The sequence below is a fragment of the Lujinxingia vulgaris genome (assembly GCF_007997015.1).
In the GTDB taxonomy this organism is placed as follows: domain Bacteria; phylum Myxococcota_A; class Bradymonadia; order Bradymonadales; family Bradymonadaceae; genus Lujinxingia; species Lujinxingia vulgaris.
On sequence record NZ_VOSM01000007.1, the window covers coordinates 177,701 to 197,722 of the forward strand.

9 protein-coding genes are annotated in these 20,022 nt (G+C 65.4%); 3 read left to right on the top strand and 6 right to left on the bottom strand.

Going from position 1 to position 20,022, the window contains the following annotated elements; all coding sequences use genetic code 11:
* Positions 1–94: 94 nt before the first annotated feature.
* On the top strand, positions 95–3,766 hold the full coding sequence (metH, locus tag FRC98_RS14720) for a methionine synthase (RefSeq protein WP_146982198.1): 3,672 nt from the start codon (positions 95–97) through the stop codon (positions 3,764–3,766).
* A 22-nt stretch (positions 3,767–3,788) separates the two neighbouring features.
* Here metH and FRC98_RS14725 read toward each other — a convergent pair whose 3' ends face one another.
* Complete coding sequence (locus FRC98_RS14725; protein WP_146982199.1) at positions 3,789–5,792, bottom strand: hypothetical protein; 2,004 nt, start codon at positions 5,790–5,792, stop codon at positions 3,789–3,791.
* 435 nt (positions 5,793–6,227) lie between these two features.
* On the opposite strand from FRC98_RS14725, the gene FRC98_RS14730 reads away from it, so the two are divergent.
* A complete protein-coding gene (locus FRC98_RS14730) occupies positions 6,228–8,618 on the top strand; it encodes an N-acetylmuramoyl-L-alanine amidase (protein WP_230467641.1) in 2,391 nt (796 codons plus the stop codon).
* Between the two features lie 160 nt (positions 8,619–8,778).
* Here FRC98_RS14730 and dnaB read toward each other — a convergent pair whose 3' ends face one another.
* The 3 genes from dnaB to FRC98_RS14745 all read right to left on the bottom strand — a co-directional run bounded on the left by dnaB (position 8,779) and on the right by FRC98_RS14745 (position 12,528).
* Positions 8,779–10,149 (bottom strand): replicative DNA helicase, encoded by a 1,371-nt coding sequence (dnaB, locus tag FRC98_RS14735; protein WP_146982201.1) that lies wholly within the window; start codon positions 10,147–10,149, stop codon positions 8,779–8,781.
* Positions 10,146–11,141: a DUF4388 domain-containing protein gene (locus tag FRC98_RS14740; RefSeq protein ID WP_146982202.1), complete on the bottom strand. Its 996-nt coding sequence runs from the start codon at positions 11,139–11,141 to the stop codon at positions 10,146–10,148. Before FRC98_RS14740 ends, dnaB begins: the two co-directional genes overlap by 4 nt.
* A 412-nt stretch (positions 11,142–11,553) precedes the next feature.
* Positions 11,554–12,528, bottom strand: a complete 975-nt coding sequence (locus tag FRC98_RS14745; protein ID WP_146982203.1) for a putative outer membrane beta-barrel protein — start codon at positions 12,526–12,528, stop codon at positions 11,554–11,556.
* Positions 12,529–12,900: 372 nt separating this feature from the next.
* Between FRC98_RS14745 and hisC the strand changes: the two genes are divergently transcribed.
* Entirely contained in the window at positions 12,901–14,079 is a 1,179-nt protein-coding gene (gene hisC / locus FRC98_RS14750) for a histidinol-phosphate transaminase (protein ID WP_230467642.1), read from the top strand.
* A 138-nt stretch (positions 14,080–14,217) separates the two neighbouring features.
* Here hisC and FRC98_RS14755 read toward each other — a convergent pair whose 3' ends face one another.
* On the bottom strand, positions 14,218–16,830 hold the full coding sequence (locus FRC98_RS14755) for a M16 family metallopeptidase (RefSeq protein ID WP_230467643.1): 2,613 nt from the start codon (positions 16,828–16,830) through the stop codon (positions 14,218–14,220).
* 135 nt (positions 16,831–16,965) lie between these two features.
* Positions 16,966–19,794 (bottom strand): transglycosylase domain-containing protein, encoded by a 2,829-nt coding sequence (locus FRC98_RS14760; RefSeq protein WP_146982206.1) that lies wholly within the window; start codon positions 19,792–19,794, stop codon positions 16,966–16,968.
* Positions 19,795–20,022: the final 228 nt, after the last annotated feature.

Consider the following 20,022-nt stretch of genomic DNA (forward strand, 5'->3'; position numbering starts at 1 on the left):
GGCGCCCGGTGGCGTCGCCGGATTTTTGTCTGCTCGCCAGGTGACCTGGTGAGAGGCCGCCGCTCTTTTGAAAAGGGCGGCAAGGAGTGGTCGGATGAACGAGTCGAAAGTCGGCAGAATCGAAGCGGCGCTCAAAGAGCGCATCCTGGTGTTGGACGGGGCGATGGGCACGATGATCCAGCGCCATAAACTGCAAGAGGCCGACTTTCGGGGGGAGCGTTTTGCCGACCACCCGAGCCCCTTGCAGGGCAATAACGACCTGCTGGCGATGACGCGGCCGGATGTGATCGGGGCGATTCACCGGGAGTATCTGGAGGCGGGCGCCGACATCATCGAGACCAACACCTTTAACGCCCAGCGCATCTCGATGGCGGACTACGACCTCGAAGACGTGGTCTATGAGCTCAACGTGGCCGCCGCGAAGCTGGCGGTGGAAGTGGCCCGGGAGGTGAGCGCGAGACCCGGGGAGCGGCCGCGTTTTGTGGCCGGTTCGGTGGGGCCGACCAACCGCGCGCTCTCGATGTCGCCGGATGTGAACCGGCCGATGTACCGCGCGGTGAGCTTTGATGAAATCCGCGAGGCCTACGCCGAGCAGATCGAGGGGCTGATGGACGGGGGCGTCGACCTGCTCCTGGCCGAGACGGTGTTTGATACGCTCAACCTCAAAGCCTTCATTGTGGCGATGGAGGAGGTCTTTGAGCGGCGAGGGGAAAGGCTGCCGCTGATGATCTCGGTGACGATCACGGATCGGAGCGGGCGTACGCTCTCCGGCCAGACCATCGAGGCCTTCTGGACCTCGGTGGCGCACGCGCGTCCGCTTAGTGTGGGCATCAACTGTGCGCTGGGGGCCGAAGAGATGCGCCCCTTTATGGGGGAGCTTGCGCGCATCGCCCCGATTTATACGAGCTGCTATCCCAACGCCGGTTTGCCCAATGAGTTCGGGGAGTACGAGCAGTCGGCCGCGCAGATGGCGACGATCATCGAAGAGTTTGCCCAGCAGGGCTGGCTCAACGTGGTGGGTGGTTGCTGCGGCACGACCCCGGAGCATATCGGTGCGATTGCTGAGCGCGTGGGCGGATACGCCCCGCGCGTGCCGCCGGAGGTCGATACGCTCACGCGCTACTCGGGCCTTGAGCCCTGCGTGCTGCGCCCCGACGCGAACTTCACGATGGTGGGGGAGCGCACCAATGTGACGGGCTCGCGTAAGTTTGCGCGATTGATCCGCGCCGAGGATTACGAAGAGGCGCTCTCGGTGGCCCGACACCAGGTCGAGGGGGGCGCCAACATCCTGGACATCAACGTCGACGACGGGATGCTCGACTCGGCGCAGGTGATGACGGATTTCTTAAATCTCATCGCCACTGAGCCCGAAATCAGCAAGCTGCCGATCATGATCGACTCCTCGCGTTGGGAGGTGATCGAGGCCGGGCTTAAATGCGTGCAGGGCAAAGCCATTGTGAACTCCATCAGCCTCAAAGAGGGCGAGGAGGTCTTCCGGCGTCAGGCCGAGACGATCCGGCGCTACGGGGCGGCGGTGGTCGTGATGCTCTTTGATGAGGAGGGGCAGGCGGTGACGCTTGAGCATCGCCGGCGCATCGCGCACCGAGCGGTGGGGATTTTGAAGGAGGTGGGCTTCGCGCCGCAGGACATCATCTTCGACGCCAACATCCTCACCGTCGGCACGGGCATGGCCGAGCATGATGATTATGCGGTGGGCTTTATTGAGGGCGTGCGCGCGATCAAGACGGAGATCGAGGGGGTGAAGACCATCGGCGGGGTGAGCAACGTCTCGTTCTCGTTTCGGGGACAGGACGCGGTGCGCGAGGCGATCAACGCGGCCTTTTTGTACCACGCGATCAAGGCCGGGCTGGATATGGGCATCGTCAACGCCGGGCAGATCGAGGTGTACGACGAGATCAACCCGGAGTTGTTGGAGCTCGTCGAAGACATGCTGCTCAACCGTCGGCCGGACGCGACCGAGCGACTCGTGGACTTCTCGGAGCGCTACACCGCCGACCCGCGTCGGGAGGCCAGGGAGGCCCAGTGGCGCGAGGGCACGGTGGAGGAGCGCCTCAAACATGCTTTGATCAAGGGCATCGTCGACTACGTGGAGGCCGATGTGGCCGAGGCGCTCGATCAGTACCCGCGGGCGCTGGATATCATCGAAGGCCCGCTGATGGCGGGGATGGGCGTTGTGGGCGATCTTTTTGGCGAGGGGAAGATGTTTTTGCCCCAGGTCGTCAAGAGCGCCCGCGCCATGAAGAAGGCTGTGGCTTACCTGCTGCCGCGCATGGAGGCGGAGAAGGAAGATGGGGAGGCCGAGGGGCGCGGCACGATCGTGATGGCCACGGTGAAGGGCGATGTGCATGACATCGGCAAAAACATCGTCGGCGTGGTGCTGGGCTGCAACAACTACGAGGTGGTGGACCTGGGCGTGATGGTGCCCGCCGAGCAGATTCTGGATGCGGTGGAGGAGCACAACGCCGACATCCTGGGGTTGAGCGGGCTGATTACGCCCTCGCTCGATGAGATGGTGCATGTGGCCAGCGAGATGGAGCGGCGCGGCATGAAGGTGCCGCTGCTCATTGGCGGCGCCACCACAAGTCGCAGGCATACCTCGATTAAGATTTCGCCCAACTACAGCGGGGCGGTGGTGCATGTTGTGGACGCGTCGCGGGTGGGCGCGGCGGTGGGCGGGCTGCTTGGCGACGATAAAGAGACGTACGTCGAGGAGAACCGGGAGCAGCAGGCCCGCGACCGCGAGATCTACAAGCAGCGCAGCGCGCGACCGTTGTTGAGCATTGAAGATGCGCGGGCGCGGCGCACGCCCATTACGTTTAAGGCCGAAGACATCGCCGAGCCGAGTTTCCTGGGTGTGCGCCAGATCGACGATCTCTCGCTGGAGGCGCTGATCCCGTACATCGACTGGACGCCTTTCTTTGTGGCCTGGGAGATCCGCGGCGCGTATCCGCAGGTGCTCGACGATGAGCGTTATCGCGAGATTGCGCGCGAGACCTTTGATAACGGCCGGCGGATGCTCGACCAGATCGTGGCGGATCGTTCGCTGCGCGCCAGCGCGGCCTGGGGCTTCTTCCCGGCGAACGCCGAGGGCGATGATATTTTGCTCTTTGAAGACGAGACGCGCGAGAAGGTGCAGGAGCGCCTCTGCATGCTGCGTCAGCAGCGGGAGCGCCACGGGGAGGAGCAGGCCAACCGCTGCCTTGCCGACTACATCGCGCCGGTGGAGAGCGGGCTCAACGATTATATGGGAGCGTTTGCGGTCTGCGCCGGCCACGGGGTCGACGAGCTCGTGGCGCGCTTCCACGCCGATCACGACGACTACAACGCGATCATGGTCAAGGTGCTGGCCGATCGCCTGGCCGAAGCTTTTGCCGAATACCTGCATCGCCAGGCGCGGGAGGCCTGGGGGTATGGGCGAGGGGAGTCGCTGAGCAACGATGAGCTGATTGCCGAGAAGTACCGGGGGATTCGCCCGGCGCCGGGCTACCCGGCCTGCCCGGATCACACCGAGAAGGCCAAGCTCTGGGAGCTGCTCGATGTGGAGAAGCGCGTGGGGCTCAAGCTCACCGAGAGCTTTGCGATGTGGCCCACCGCGGCGGTCAGCGGCTGGTATTTTGGCCACCCGGAGTCACGCTACCTGCGCGTGGGCGATGTGGGCGAGGATCAGATCCGCGACTACGCCCGCCGCAAGAAGATGAGTGTGGCCGAGGTTGAGCGCTGGCTTGCGCCCAACCTCGGCTACTGAGCCCGCGCGGGCTTTTGGGGCTTTATTCGCCGGCCTCGACCTGATCGTCGAGGCCGGCGGCGGCTTCGAGGTTGAGGCCGACGGCCAGGCGGTCGGCCTGCTGGCCGTGCACATCGATCTGGGGATCGCTGATGCGCGCCCACTCGAGCTCCGCGCCAGCCTGCACGCTTAAGTTGGAGGCAGCGAGCGAGGGGATGAGCTCGATGAGCTCGGTGATAAGCCCGGTGACACGCGCGGCGTTGAGATCGAGCAGGGGGGAGTCGGCCAGGTCGCCTTCGGCCTCAATGTCGAGGTCGAACTTGAGCGTGTCGGCATCGACTGTGGGCACCACATCGAGGGTGATGAAGAGGGCGATGCTCACCACCAGCTCTCGGGGTTTGTCGGCGTGCAGCAAAAAGACGTCGATGATGAAGTCGCCCATGCCCACCTCAATGGCGCCGCCGACCTCCTCGTCGGTGTCGACGAGCTCGGCCACAGGCGGAAGCAGCGGGCGAAGGCCCAGGCCCACCGGGGTGCCCGGCTCGGCCAGGTCGCGGATGCGCTGGTCGGAGAGCAGCGCGGCAAGCCCGTCGACGGTCAGGTCAAAGGGCAGGGCGATGGCGCCCAGATCGTCGCCGCCGATGACCTGATGGAAGAGCCCGCTGCGCCAGACGCCGTGCAGCGCGCGGTCGAGCGCGGTGTTGTTGGTGTGCATGCGCAGGGGGCTTGCGAGGTTGGAGCCGCCGGTGGGGCCGAGCTCGCGCACCAGCACGCCGGCAACATCCTGCACGTCGGCGTGAGCCTCGGTGGGGAAGACCATCGAGACGTCCACCAGCATGCCCTGCGGGGTTACAAGAAGGCTCTCAAAGCCCAGGGTGAGCTCTACGCTGCGCCCCAGAAACTCAAAATTCTGGGTGAGGATGGCCGGGTCGTAGAGGCTCTCCACGATGAGGTCGCCCACGAACTCCGCAAAGGCGACCTGAAGGAGGTTGCCGACGATGTTGCGCAGGGTGTCGTTGTCTTCGATGAGGTTGCTGGTGATGTCGCTGTTCTCCAGCACCAGCTCGGAGTCGAGGATGCGCAGCTCCAGGCTGTTGTCTTCGCGCGGGGTCAGCTCGATCTGCAGATTGACGCCGACGGTGGCGATGGCCACGTAACCTTCGATGGGCTCATCGCCGTTGATCGAGAAGATGCCGTCGAGGCGCAGCGCGTCGACCTGCATGGCGATGTCGAGGTAGCCATCCTGCGGGGTGATCGCCAGATCGAGGTTCTCAAAAGCGACGCCGGTGAGCTCGAAGTTTTCGGGGAGCTCGGCTCCGGCCACGAACTCCATGATGCGCTCGGGGGTCACAAACGCCTCGACCACCTCGGAGATGCGCTCAAATCCGGTGCGGCTGACCTCCACGCGCAGGGCGTCGTCGATGGGGGCGTCGGGCTCACCGAGAGGCCCGAAGTTGACGCCGCGGCGCGTGGCGCTCTCGTTGCCGGCACGGTCGATGGCCGTCACCGTCACAACATTGAGGCCGGGGTTAAGCGCCAGCTCATAACTAAAATCTCCGGAGTCTTCGACATCAATAATCTGCTCGCCGACTTTGACCAGAAAGAGACCGGTGCCCTCCTCGACGACGTTGCCGGTGACCATCACCGAGGTGGTGGTGGAGGCGTCGAGGACCGTGGCGCGCTGCGGGCTGCTCAGGGTGAGCTGCGGAGCGAGCGAGTCGATGACGAAGTCGACCTGATCCTGCTGGCCGCCGCCCACGACGGTGACGCTGGCTTCGCCCTCGGCGAAGGGGAGGAGCACCTCCCAGCTTCCGCCGGTGACGTCGACGGGCTCGCCGTTGACCTCCACCTGGTCGATGTTCTCGGCGGTGCCGCGCACGCGCACATTGCTCGTCGACACGAGCTCGCCGGCGGCGGGGGAGGTGATGCTCAGGGAGCGTTCGGTGGTCTCGGCGGGCTGATCGTCGCCGGAGCAGGCCAGAGGAGAGGCGCCGAGGGCGCCGACGAGCGCCAGGGCGCTGAGGGCGCGGCCGGTTAAGAGGTTCATGGGTGGTGCTCCAGGAGGGGTGGTTCGAGGGGGAGGGCTCATGCGGGTGTCAGACCCGTTGGTGATAGCGAGTTTGGCCGGTCGAATCAATGAGCGGGGTTCGGGGCGAAAGGGGTAAGTAAGTGTGCCACAATGTCGCGCAGGGTGGGTCTGTGTGCCTCAGTTGCCTACATTGTCCTACATCATCATCGACCCGGTTGGAGGACGATCGCCCGAGAAGGCCGCTAAAGCCCACGTAAATAAGCGCGCACTCACTGCTGATCGTCGTGCTGAGGGAGCATCAGCCGCGGAAGTGGCCCGAAACTTGAAATGAGAGCGCGTCGAATGAAGCGCGTTTCTCTGTCAATCCGCGAGAATTGCTGGTCACGAGGGCTCTCTGAGGCCATACTTCGGGCGCGGCAATCCTGCGATAGCTTTTATGCGATGAGGCAATGCATGTTGAATCGGGCCAGAGTGAACTGGGTGATGTGGGCGTGTGCGTTGATGCTGGGCGCGAGCGCCTGCGCTGGCGAGGGTGAGAGCGAGCTTGCGAGCGAGCGCGGGGCACTGGGAGAGGGCGCGAGCCTGCCTTCTGGCGAGCGCGATCTGGTCGATGGCGACCACGCCGATCATCTTCATCACAACTCGGTGGTGCTGGCCTCGCCAGAGGCTGTCGCGGAGGTCTTTGACGAGGCCACCAACCTGGCGCGCCTGGAGTATCCGGACGCGTTTCAGCAGGTCGGCTGGATGATGGACGCCGAGAGCCTCGCCGGCATGGAGTATCGCGTGGAGCGCGCCGACGGCAGCTTCTCCAAATGGGAGCCGGTGGAGGTGTACTGGAATGAGGGGCGGATGTTTAACGCCCGGGTGCGCCTCAACGCGCCGACGCAGGTGATGGAGCTGCGCGGTTTTGAGGGCATCACCTTTGCCGAGATCGAGTTTTTTGAGGAGGTCGTCGCCCCCGAGCAGATTCAGCGCCGGGAGCGTCCGCTTCCGCCCGAGGCCGGCGACGGCGGTCCGATCGGCACGCGCCGGCAGGCCTCGGTGGCGCCGCGCAGCCTGGTGATTCCGCGCTCGGAGTGGGGCGCGATCAACCCGGGTAAGATCTGCGGCAGCGTGGTGGCACCTTATCGCGCGAGCATCCACCACACCTATTCGCCATCCAGCGATGGAGGGGACGCCGCCGCGCGTATGCGTCAGATGCAGGACTACCACATCAACACCCGCGGCTGGTGCGATATCGGCTACCACTTCATCGTCAGCCAGGCGGGTAATATCTACCAGGGGCGCTCGCGCTCCGACCGCCCCGGCGCGCACGTGGGCAACCAGAACTCGGGTAATGTGGGCATCAGCTTTATTGCCGACTTCACCACCCAGACCCCCAGCCAGACCCAGCTCAACGCCGGCGCGCGCATGCTCAAGTGGGTGCATGAGACCCACGGGGTCTCGATGACGCGCACCGCGGTGAAGGGCCACCGCGAGTGGCCGGGGCAGAGCACGAGCTGCCCGGGCGGCAACATGATCAGCAGCCTGGACACGTTGCTGCAGAAGACCCGGGACCTGATCAACCCGCCGGCGCCTCAGACCTATGAGGTGGAGTTGGATGTGACGCTCAAAGGCGGTGAGTCCTTTGTGAATCAGGGCTCCAGCGAGGGTGTGGCCGATGCGCTGCCGGGGGCGGAAGTCAGCGCCGAGATCGTTTTGAAAAACGCCTCGTCGTCGGTGATCCGCGGGGTGCGTCTGGGCTATGCGTTTGATGAGCTGGGGCTGACTCCGCTGAGCTACACCATTGAGTCGGACCACCCCGCGCTCGATCAGAGCAGCTGGAGCACCAATGACGCGATGGAGGTCGAGAGCAACCCGGAGCCCGCGCAGATGGGGCGTTCCGGGGAGCTTGTGATGAACGCCTTCTCGGCGGGTGAGTCCAAGCGGGTGGTGGTGACGCTGCGGGCTGACGCCTACAGCTTCGCGATGGCGCCTTTCGGGGGCGTGCGCGCGTTTGTGACGCATATTGACGACGTGTATGCCCAGAGCGCGTTCGGATCGGCGCCGACGGTCAACCGCACCGGCACCACGCTTCGCGATCACGCCGGGCTGGATATCTTTGCGAGCGACGCCTGGTTCTTTGAAGGGCCCGAAGGGCCCGATGTGGAGGGCTGGACGGCTGAGGGCACTGACGCCTTTGATGATTTCCGCCTCAACACCTCCCACGGTCTGCTTGCGCTTCATCTGGTCGGCGAGGGCGCCACGGTGTCTTCGCCGCAATGGACGTCGATCGACGCGGACGCGTTCCCGGAGCTGGTGCTGCGGGCGCGCTCGCATGATGGCGAGCACATCAAAGCGGTGTACTGGGCGCGCGATGGCGAGGAGTTCAGCGAGGAGCGCAGCGTGCGCTTTGAGGCTGCCGGTGACAGCGAGTACCACGACCTGATCGTGAATCTGAGCGAGCACCCGCAGTGGTCGGGTCAGGTCAAGGCGTTGCGCATCGCGCCGCTGGCCCAGGGCGCGCCGAGCGAAGAGGAGAGCGGCTGGTACGACATGGATCACATCTATTTTCAGAATCGCGCCGAGGGCACGACGACGACTGAGTTTGGTCCGGTGATCGACCAGGCGGCGGTGGCGCTTCTGGCGGATGACGAGGAGCAGCCCGGTGTGGGCGGGCCCGATCGCGACAGCGATCAGGGCGGCCGCACCCCGGGGCTTGGTGCCAATGATGGGGAGCAGCCGGGCGTGCGCACCGCCTCGGGTTGCGCGACCACCGGGCAGCAGGGCGGTGGAGCGCCGGCAGCGGCGCTCGTGATGCTGCTGGGGTGGATGCTCACCAGGCGCCGCCGTCGTGCGGCCTGAGTGAGTGAGGCGACCTCCCCGCCATACTGCCAGTTTTTGGGCGTGCTAAGCCCCTGAAAACGTTGCGGAAATAAAAACCGCCCCCTCGCGAAGCGAGGGGGCGGTTTTTGGTTGCTCAGCCCGAAGTGCGACGCCTGAGTGGCGCGCGATGCGTCGGGAATTATTCGGCCACGGCCATCGAGGCGACCCGCGCGGCGTCTTCCGGCGCCAGGTTCTCGAAGCGGGTATAAGGCCCGAAGAAGCGCATATGCACCGTGCCGATCGAGCCGTTACGGTGCTTGCCGATGATGAACTCCGCCAGCCCCTTGGCTTCGCTCTCCGGGTGGTAGACCTCATCGCGGTAGATAAACCCGATGAGGTCGGCGTCCTGCTCGATGGCCCCGGATTCACGAAGGTCGCTCATCATGGGACGCTTGTCGGCGCGCTGCTCGACGCCACGGTTGAGCTGGGCGAGCGCGATGATGGGGACGTTGAGTTCCTTGGCCACGCCTTTGAGGCCGCGCGAGATCTCACTGATCTCCTGCTCACGCGAGGCCGACTTGCTGCGCTGCGATCCCGTCATCAGCTGGAGGTAGTCGACGAAGATCATGCCGATGTCGTGCTCGGCTTTCAGGCGGCGACACTTGGAGCGGAACTCCATGATGGAGAGGCCCGGGGTGTCATCGAGAAAGATCTTGGACTCGGAGAGGGTGCCGGCGGCTTTGATCAGGCGCGCCCACTCCTGCTCGGTCATCGAGCCGCGGCGCAGGTTGGACTGGTTGATGCGCGCCTCGCTGCAGAGCATACGAATGGCGAGCTGCTCGTTGCTCATCTCCAGGCTGAAGAAGACCGCGGGGACCTTGCGCATGATCGCGGCATGCGCGGTCATGTTCAGCGTAAAGCTGGTCTTACCCATGGCCGGGCGGGCGGCGACGATGATGAGGTCGGAGGGCTGCCAGCCGGCGGTGATCTCATCGAGGTCGATAAAGCCGCTGGGCACGCCGGTGATCGTCTCGCTCTTCTGGTAGAGCTTCTCGATCTGGTCAAACGCGCTTTTGACGACCTCGCGCATCGAGGTGTAGCCGCGTTTCTGGCCGCTCTGGGTAATGGAGAAGAGGCGCTGCTCGGCCTCATCCATAAAGCTCTCGACGTCATTGACGTCATTATAACACTCGCCGACGAGCTCATCGGCGGTGGCGATGAACTGGCGCAGGGCCGACTTACGCCGCACGATCGCCGAGTACTGGCCGACGTTGGCCGCCGAAGGGACTTCGCCGGAGAGGCGCGTGAGGTAGGTGGCGCCGCCGGCGGCCTCCAGGTTGTCTTCTGCGCTTAAGAAGTCGGCCAGGGTGAGCACGTCGACCGGCTCAGAGCGGCCGTGCAGCGCGCTCATCGCTCGGAAGATGTGTCGGTGGGCCTCCCGGTAGAAGTCCTCCGGCTTTAGGGTGCCGGAGAGCTCGTCGAGGACGCGATTGTCGAGAAGAATCGCACCGAGCACGCTGCGCTCGGCGTCCTCGTTATGGGGAGGCACCCTTAAGGGCGCCTGGCTCATCCTTCAGTGCTCACGTAGTCGTTGCGGATCAGGTGCAGAAGCCCCTGCATCGTCTCCAGATCACCGTGGCTGCTCTTGTTGAGCACCATGGAGACCGAGCCGTTGTTGAGCACCAGCTGGAAGGTGTCGAGCTGCTCGGGGCTGAGCTGGCTCAGCGGGGCGATCAGGGGGGTGGGGATGGTCAGTCGCGCGTGAATCTGGGGGACATCCGGGCCGAGGTTCTGGATCTCGTCGAGGATGCGCATGCCCTCCATCATCAGGGACTCGATCGATTCGTCGATCTCGTTCTCGAAGCTCTCGTCGGTGGGTTGCTCCAGCGAGAAAGTGCCCTCGCGCCAGGCGATCAGGCGGTAGAAGGCTTTGTAGGGATCGAGCTCGTGGTCGTCGTTGATGGTCGCGAAGTAGACGCGGCCCTGACGCAGGTAGATCTTGCCGATGTCGTCGCCCATGATCACCAGCACGCCGGATTTGCGGCTGGTGCTGAAGAGCTGGAGGAGATCGGGGAGGGGGACCTCTTCGATCAACCCGGAGATCGAGCCGGTGAGCGTGCCGCCCATGGTGCGGTTGACCGCGGGGGAGGCCATGGTGCGGTTGGGCTGGACCGGGGGGGAGGTCGGGGAGTGATGGTCATCGCCGGCCATCGGGCTGCCGATCTCGGGGCCGGTGTCGTCGGCGCCGCTGTCGCGGTGGACCAGCTTGATGATGTTGGTGCCGATGAGGATGCGGTCGCCCTCTTTGATGCGGGACTTCGAGATCTTCTCACCGTTGACGAAGGTGCCGTTGGTGCTGCCGAAGTCCTCGATCATCAGCTCGCCACCATAGCTGGTGATGCGGGCGTGACGACGCGAGACCATGTCCTCGACCAGGACCATGTCGAGCTCACTGCCGCGGCCGATCTCGATCTCGGAGTCCAGCTCGAGCGGAAATTCACCGCCCTGGTACTTGCCAGAGATGAACTTCAGGACGTAGCCGCCTGTTTGGGAACGATTCAAGATGACCTCTCCTCAATCACCAGCAATCGAGGCGCGGGAAGTGCGTGAAGTAGGGGACCAGAATGGGATTTGGTCGACGAGTGCGCCTACGTTACGAGACGTAATGAGCGACCGTCAACCGCGGGTCCGCACGCCACGGTGCGAAGCCGCGCCCCTGTTCTATCAGAGGGTTGTTTCAGGGCGCAACGCCCAAGGTGGGGTGAATCGACCTCAGCCTTCCTCTCTGGGAGGGCTGATGGCGCACCTACCTCGAACAGATGCGATGGTAAGTCAGCGGACGGCAGGAGCAAATAATTTCAGGGGGGGAAGGGAAAAAAGATTCACCCCACCGGGGCGATGGGGCCCGGGCGGGGTGATGTTGGGGTAGAACAGGGGAGGGAGGGGGGATTGGCGGCGTTCGGGACGGCGTCTCTTAGAAGTAGAAGGAGGCGTTGAGCCCGATGGATTCGGAGCGCGCGCTCAGCCCGTCGGAGAAGGAGAGATCGTTTCCGAATCCGTACACGTTGTAGAGGTAGCGCAGCCCCAGGCCGAAGCTGTTAAAGCGAAGATCGAGGCCGCCGCCCAAGCGCACCGCGCCGCCGACGGCGGTTTCCTGCAGGTGGGCGTCCTGGAAGTGGTAGCCGCCCAGGCCGGCCATCACATAGGGCATAAAGATGCCCAGGGAGGGTTGCAGCTTGAGATCACCGCTGAGACCCATCACGGCGATGTCGGTGCCGGAGACTTCGGGGTTGAAGGTGTAGCCGCCGGCGTGGAAGCCCAGCTCGAAGCCCAGAAGTTCGCCGCGTACGCCCAGCCCCAGGTTGAACTCGTTGCCCGGCAGGGCGTTGGTGGAGATCTGGTTGGCGTCAAAGCCGCCCATGCCCAGGCCCAGGGTCAGGTAGCCGTCGAGCGGGGAGGCCGAGGGAGAGCGCGGGGAGGCCGGCTCGTTGTAGTGGTTATCGCTGGTGGAGGTGTGGTGGATGTGGGTGGTGGAGCGCACCGAGGTGTTGTGGCGGGTGCGCACGTGGGTGCGGGTGGTGCGCGTGGTGCCGGGGCGTGTGACCACGCGGGGCTGGCCGACCGGTCGCGCGCCGGGTCGCACCGCCGAGGGACGCGGGCTGGTGGTGCGCCGCGGACGGGTGGTGCGGGTGGTGCGTCGTTCACTGCGATCGCTGCGTCGCTCACTGCGATCGTCACGCGAGCGCCGGCGATCGCTGCGCGATTCACTGCGCTCGCTGCGATCGCGACGCTGCATCTTGTGACCCCGAGGCGCGTCTTCATCACGCGACTCGCTAAGGATGCTACCCGGCCCGGCCTGGGCGTCGCCCACGACGCTCATCTGAGCCAGGGGCACGCTCAGCAGCAGTGCCAGGGCGAAGGTCATCGGCTTAAGCAGTGTCGCGTTCATGGGAAAGCTCCGGGTGGATGCGTCGTCGGCGCGATCGCCGAGGGTTCGGTCGTGCTCAAGCGTACTGACGGATGAAGGGCCGGAAGTATTCAACGCGACCTGCGCGTTGGGCGTTTTGAGAAACGCGAGACTTGCGCGCGTTTGTGTAGAAGTGTAGGTGGGCCCCCGTCCGCAACGCAAATCCCGTTGCCGGACAAAAACTTGGCACGCCGCTCATTGCGTCGACAATGGCGATGAATCTTTTGAAGGGGCATTCAGTCCTCTTCTTGACGCTGGTGTGCCATTATGCCATACCACCGCAGTTTCAAGCGGGCCCGGTGGCCGGCTTGTTTGCTGGTCGAATTGAAGTTACCAGCGATGGTTGAGGGACGTATGTCGAATGCCAATTTGGACTTTCGCATGGTGGATGTAGCGAGCAAAGAGGGTGAGCGAGAGACGCAAAGGTTGCGGGCGGTGCCCCCGCCTGCGTCTCGTATTGATGTCGCTCCCACCATTCAGGCGCTGACCCCCTATGAGGCGGTGAGCAGCCAGGCGGCCATTGAGGCGCAACCTGATCATCGCACGGTGTTCAAGCTCGACTGGAACGAGTCGACCATTGAGCCCAGCCCGCGTGTGACGGCTGCCATCGCTCAATACCTGACCCACGGTCGGGGGCTGAACTGGTATCCTCGCCTGGGTAGCGTTGAGCTTCTCGACGCGCTGGCCGATTACACCGGCGTGAGCACCGACTCGCTGCTGGTGACCAACGGCAGCGACGACGCGTTGCACCTGATCTGCTCGACCTACCTGGATCGGGACGATGACGTGGTCATTCCCGTGCCCACCTACAATCATTTTATGGTGTTTGCGCAGAGCCGCGGCGCCAACGTGATTACGGTGCGTGGCGAGACCGCCTTTGATCCGAACCTCGAGGGGATCCGCGCGCAGATGACGCGTCGCACCCGCTTGCTCTACCTTGTGAGCCCGAACAACCCCACGGGGATGGTCTTTGATCCGGAAGTCGTCGCGGCGTTCTGTCGGGATTTCCCCGAGACGATCGTGGTGCTCGACGAGGCCTACTTTGAGTTCAGCCAGGTCACCGGCGTGAACCTGGTGCGGGAGTTCGACAACCTGATTGTGACCCGCACCTTCTCCAAGGCCTTCGGGCTGGCGGGGCTTCGGGTGGGTTATCTGGCGGCGTCGCCGGCGCTGGTCGATGGCCTGCGTCGCATCTACAACCCCAAGAGCGTCAACTCGCTGGGGCAGATCGGCGCGATCGCCGCGCTGGGCGATCTCGACTACCTCAACGCCTTCCTCGACCAGGTACGCGAGTCCAAGCGTATGCTTGGCGAGTTCTTTGAATCGCGCGGGGTTGAGGCCTACATCACGTCGGCGAACTTCGTGGTGGTGCGTGTGGCCAATATCGCCGGCACCCTCGAAGCGCTGGAGGCGCGCGGGGTGTACGTGCGTGACCGCTCCAGCTACCCGGGTCTGGAAGGTTGTCTGCGCATGAGCGTGGGCACCATCGAGCAGACTGAGCGTTTGCTTGAGCGCATCGACGATCTTTTCTGATTCTGAGCAGGGTTCGGGCCGGAGGTTATCTGGCGGCGATCATGCTTGAAGGCAAAGAAGCGCGGCCCCCATGAGGGGCCGCGCTTCTTTGCGTTTGGACGGGAGTCGCGCCCCGAAGGGGCGCGTGATGTGTCGTGCTCAGCCCTTGAGAAGATCGGGATTGATCTTGGTCTCGGAGGGGTGGGTGATGGCGACGACCATCTTCTGCGGATCGAGGTAGGTCTCGATGACGCGGTAGAGGTCGTCTGCGCTCAGGGCGCTGAGGCGATCGCCGTAGTCGAGGGAGCGGCGGTAGCCCATGCGGTAGAGCTCGTCGAGGCCGAAGGTCATGGCGCGGGCGCTGTTGCGCTGCAGGCCGATGTCGTGGTTGCCGATGAGGTAGCGTTTGGCGCGGGCGATCTCCTCGTCGGTGGGCGGCTCGCTGCGCAGGCGTTCGATCTGCTCACGGATGCCCAGCACGGCCTGTTCGATCTTCTCGGGGCTTGTGCCGATGCGCACGGTGAAAGCGCTGGCGTCGAGGCCGACGATGGGGCTGGCGAAGACGCTGTAGGCCAGGCTCTGGCGGTCGCGAAGCTCGTAGAAGAGGCGGCCGCCCTGTCCGGAGAGCACCGCGTCGATGAGCTCCAGCGCGTCGGCCTCCGGGGTGCCGAGCAGGGGGGCGGGGAAGCCGGCGATGATGTGGGCCTGCTCCTTGTCGAGAGGCAGGGTGACCAGGGTGGGGCGCTCAAAGGTGGGGGCGGGCGCGATGGCCGGCATCTTCACCGAGGGGCTGTGCGGGCGTACAAAGTAGCGCTCGACCAGCGCGACGGTGTGGTCGATGTCGACATCGCCGACCACCGAGATGACGAGCTGGCCGGGGTTGCGGCGCTCGGCCAGGTAGTCGCGAAGCTGCTGGGCGGTGAGCGAACTCAAGCTCTCTTCGGTGCCCAGGATGGGGTAGGCGTAAGGGTGATCGCCAAAGAAGGTGCGGGCGAAGAGCTCGTAGTTGACCGCGCCGGGCTGGTCCTGACGCGCGCGCAACTTTTGAAGCTGGAGTTTTCGCACCCGCTCAAACTCCTCCTCGGGCAGCGTGGCGCCGTTGAGCACGTCGGCGAAGATGTCGAAACAACGATCAAAGAAGCGGGTCAGCCCGGTCATGCCCAGGCCAAAGGAGTTGCGGCCGGCGAGCCCGCCGATGGAGGCGGCCATCGACTCGACCTCCCTGGCGAGGGCGAGGGAGCTGCGCTCTTCGGTGCCCTCGGTGAGCAGTTCAGCGAGGATCTGGTTGAGTCCGGCGCTCTCGGGCGTCTCGTAGCGCAGGCCACCCAGGGTGAGCGCGCGCATGGAGAAGGTCTCGACGCTGCGGTCGACCTGCACGATGAGGGTGGGGCCGTCGGGGATCTCGACGCGCACAAAGCCTTCGTCGTCGGCGGTGGCATCGGCATCGACGATGTCGCGCTGCACGCGGGCGTGGGCGTCTTCGGCGCTTTTTACGAGCGACGCATCGCTGACCTCGGGCTCGCTGCTCGGGCTGAGCAGGGCCACCGAGGTGTTTTCCAGGCGGAGGTAGGTTTTGGCCACGCGCTGCACGTCGGCCGGGGTCACCTGGCGCAGACGCTGGTAGTAGAGCTGCTCGAAGGCCGGATCGCCTGCGACCATCTGGTAGTGGCCGATCTTCATGGCGAGCCCCTCGATGGTCTGCTTGCCGTAGATGGCCTGACTTTCGAGCAGGGTGCGCGCGCGCTCCACATCGACCTGGTTGGGGGCGACCTCACCGAAGCGGTAGGTCTCTTCGAGCACGCGTTTGAGCACGTGGGCCGGGGCGGTCTCGTCGCGATCGGTGTCGAGCTGGAAGTCGGCGCCGACAAAGAAGAGCCCGGCTTCGCGGGGGCTGTAGGCGCTGGCGTAGATGGCGTTAACCAGCTCTTCTTCGCGCTCGATGACGCGGTAGAGGTGCGCGGCGTCGCCGTAGCCCAGGATGATGCTGAGCACGTCGAGGGCGGGGATGTCTTCGTGGGCGGCCTCCGGGATGTGGAAGGCCACGCGCAGGTGGTTTTGCTGAATGTCGCGCTGGCGCGCGCTCACCCGAACGCCGCTCTGATCCGGCTCCGAGGGGCGGACGACCGCGTTGTAGTCGGGGCCCTTAAAGTCGCCGAAGTAGCGCTCCACCAGCGCCTTCGCCTCATCGAGCTCGAAGTCGCCGGCGAGCACGACGGCCATGTTGGAGGGGACATAGTGCTTTTTGAAAAAAGCATGGACGGCGTCGCGATCGAAGGAGTCGACCGACTCCGAGGTGCCGATGACGGGCAGGCGGTAGGGGTGGGTGGTGTAGGCGGTCTCGAAGAGCTGCTGGGTGGCGACGCGGGAGGGGTTGTCTTCGCCGCGTTTGATCTCTTCCTGGATGACCTCCAGCTCGCGCTCGAGCTCTTCGGCGTCGAAGGAGGAGTTGCGGATGGCGTCGGAGAGGATGTCGAGGCCGGTCTCCATGAAGCGGCTGCTCATGACGACGTAGTAGCAGGTCTGATCAAAGGAGGTGAACGCATTGATATGGCCTCCGGCCGACTCGATCTCGCGGGCTAATTCGCCCACGCCGCGGCGTTCGGTGCCTTTAAAGAGCATGTGTTCGTGTACGTGGGCCAGGCCGGCCTCAAAAGGCTCCTCATCGGCGCTGCCCACGCCGACCCACACGTTGCAGGCGACCACGGGGGCGGTGGCGGTGGGTTGGAGGAGGACGGTCAGGCCGTTGTCGAGGGTGTATCGGGTAAGTTCCACCGGGGAGCTCCTGAAAATAGTGACAGAAAAGGACGCGAAAGCCTGCAAGTTCTAATCACGATGGCCGCCTGTGGCAATCATGCTCCCCTTTGTCGTGTGGCGGGTGGCGAGGTGTGGCCGGCCGGTTCGGGCGGCTCAGTGCGGGGAGCGATTGGCGTCGCCGCGGAGGCGATCGCGCAGCTCTTGCTGGCGCTCGCGCTCGGCCTTGCGGGCCTGGCGGTAGCGCTCGCGCTCGAGCTCGACGCGGGCCTCGGGCCAGGTCACCACGTAGGGGGCCATCGCGGCGGCCTGGGCCGGGTTTAGGTAGTTGTAGTCGACCAGGCGCTGGCCGATCTCGGCGGTGCGCTCGATCCACCAGCCGCGCTCCGGAGTGCGGCCGCGGCGCACAAGGCGCGGGCCCTCCCAGGGAGCGGGCTTGAGGTTGGCCAGGAAGATGGCTTCGAGCGGGGTGAGCTCGCGGGCGTCTTTCTCAAAATAGAAGCGCGCGGCCGGGCCGATGCCGTAGACGTCCGGAGCGAACTCAATGACGTTGAGGTAAAGTTCGAGCACGCGCTCTTTGGGCACGATCTCGTCGATGCGCCAGCCGATGATCACCTCCTGGATCTTGCGAGAGAGGGTCTTATCGCGGGTCAAAAAGAGGTTCTTGACCAGCTGCTGGGTCAGCGTGGAGCCGCCGTAGACGTAGCGCGAGCGCGAGATGTTCATGCGCAGCGCGCGGTTGATAAGCGCGGTGGAGAGGGCGCGGCTGGAGTAGAAGAGCATGTCTTCGCTCAGGTACATCGCGCCGCCCACATAACCGGGGAGCTCGTCGAGAGGCACGTAGCTTGAGGTGCCGGGGCCGACGCGGATGTTGGCGTCGTCGCTGACGCCTTCCTCGACTTTTTTGATGAAGGGACCGTTGAGCCAGCCCACGTCGCGGCGGTAGCGGTGCCAGTCGGGGAGGGGCTCTTCCTCGGCGGGCTCGGGTGTGGGGCCGAAGAGCAAAAAGTCGCCGATGAGCTCGTGGCGTGCCGGCGGCACGCTCTCGGGGGTGGGGTCGTCGTCGGGGCGGGCGATCAGGGTGCGGCGCGTGGGGTAGACGCGGGCGCGCTCCATGTTGAAGGCGACCTCGGCGCGTTCGGCGTAGGGGATGCGCAGGCCGGTGAAGCGGCAGGGGGTCTCTTCAAAGCCGCTGATGCGCACGCGAACTCTGGCGAGCTCTTCGGCCAGGATGAGGTCGAGGGCGGGGGTAACGTCGCCTTCGACGCGCGCGTTGGCCACGACGCCGAGGAGGGCTTCGGGGACGGCGCCCAGCAGGCTCTGGCAGGGGATCTCTCGGGGGGAGGAGAGTTTCAGGCTAAGCGCGCGTTCTCCGGGCTTGAGATCCAGGGAGGCGTCGAGGCGGGCGTCGACGCCGCGGAAGCTGACGCGGGCGTTTTCGGTGGAGATGGCCGGGCGGTCGATGTTGAGCCAGCCCTGGCCGTGGGCGTCGAGGTTGAGGCCTTCGAGGCGCTCGTCGGCCAGGGCTTCGGTGTCGATCCAGCCCTCGGAGAGGGAGAGGGCGGCGCGCAGGGCGTAGCCACGCTCGGGCTCCAGGGCGTCGGGGATGGCGTCGAAGCCGGCGATGGCCTCCACAAAGAGGTCGAACTTCCCGCCATACTCACCTCGGAAGCCGCGCCGCGGCAGGGTGCGCTGGGTGGTCAGGCCGGGGAGGGCGTCGAGGCTGACGCCTTCGAGGTGTACGCGGGCGTAGCGCGGCAGAAGCGAGGCCGGGTGCAGGATGAGACTCGCCAGGGCGCGGCCGCGCTCGGAGTCGGCGAAGGCGTCGAGTTGGCCCCGGTGCCAGCGAAGCGTGGCGTTCTGCAGGAGGGGCTGTGGCGAGGCATCAGAGGAGCCTTCGGCGTCGGCGGCAGGCGGCAGCTCGATGGCTCCTTCGCTGGCCCGGAGCTCGGTGGCCCAGGCGGCAGCGCGCAGAAGATCGACGAGGCCACCGCGGGTTATCCGGGAGGTTGAGCGATCGTCGGGGTTACCAGCGTCAGCCGTTTGCTGCGTGGCGCGCAGCAGCGCGACGCGCGGGCGTTCCAGTCGAGCAAAAAGGGGCGTTGTGGTGCCGGGGCTCAGGTGCAAAAGGGGAAGATTGGCGCGGGCGGCCAGGGGCCCGCGCGAGAGGGTGGCTTCGATGCCGCTTAAGGTCAGGGTCTGGGTGCCGGCGTCGAGCGTGGCCTGGGCCACCTCGATGGCAGAGCCGGCCGGTCCGGCCAGCTGGAGGGCCGGCGCGTCGGCGCGGCCGGCTTCGAGGCGGGCGTCGCGACGGGCGAGGGAGAGCGACCCGTTGATGGGGAGCGTTGGGTCTTGAGCGAAGGGGTGGAGCAGGGCGGGGAGGGTGCTGGTAGCGCTGACCTCCCAGCTGTCGCCGCGGCTTTTGAGCGCGATGTCGGTGAGCGCCATGGAGAGCGCGGGGTGGGCGACGCCGGCATCGAGGGTGATATGGTTGATCGCGACGTCGGGCAGGTTGTTTAGCAGGTGCGCCAGGCGCGGGTCGGCGCTCAAAGTGCTCGTCGGCGTGCTGGGCGGGTCAGCGAGTGCGTCATTACTGGCGGGCTGGTCGTCGGAGCCTGCGTGCCCCTGGAGGGTGCGGCGGAGTGCGGTGGGATCGTCGATCGTGAGTGCGGCGTCTTGTACCTGCAGGGAGGTCAGCTCCGGGGTTTTGGTGAGCAGCGAGAAGGGGCTGGCTTTGAGGGTGATCTCGGCAGCCTGAAAGCGGGTGGCCAGGGCCTGATGCTCGACGGTGACATCGTGAAGGGTGAGGCGTCCGGTCCAGCTGAGCGTGAGCGCGCTCCAGGTGCCCGTGGCTCCAGCGCGCGCCAGGGTGGCGGGCAGCGCGCGCTCGACGACCGGCGCGGCCAGGCGCGGCAGAAAGAGGGCGCCGCCGAGCAGGGTGACTGCCAGGAGCGACAGGGTGATGAGGGTGATGCGGCGTCTCAAGGGCTCTCCTGCCCGTACAGACCAATGACCGGGGCTTCGTGGGCCCGATTAGCCTCAACCGACCTTGTGTTGTCAACGTTTCGGGTGGGGAATTCACGAGGTGTTACGAGGGGGAGGGCTGGGGGTTGAGGGCCGAAGGTGTCCCGTTCACGCGAGCGTCGAGGCGTTTTTCGGCGGAGTGGGGGGTGTACGCGCGTGAGGGGGGGAGTTTGGCGGACGGAAGCGTGG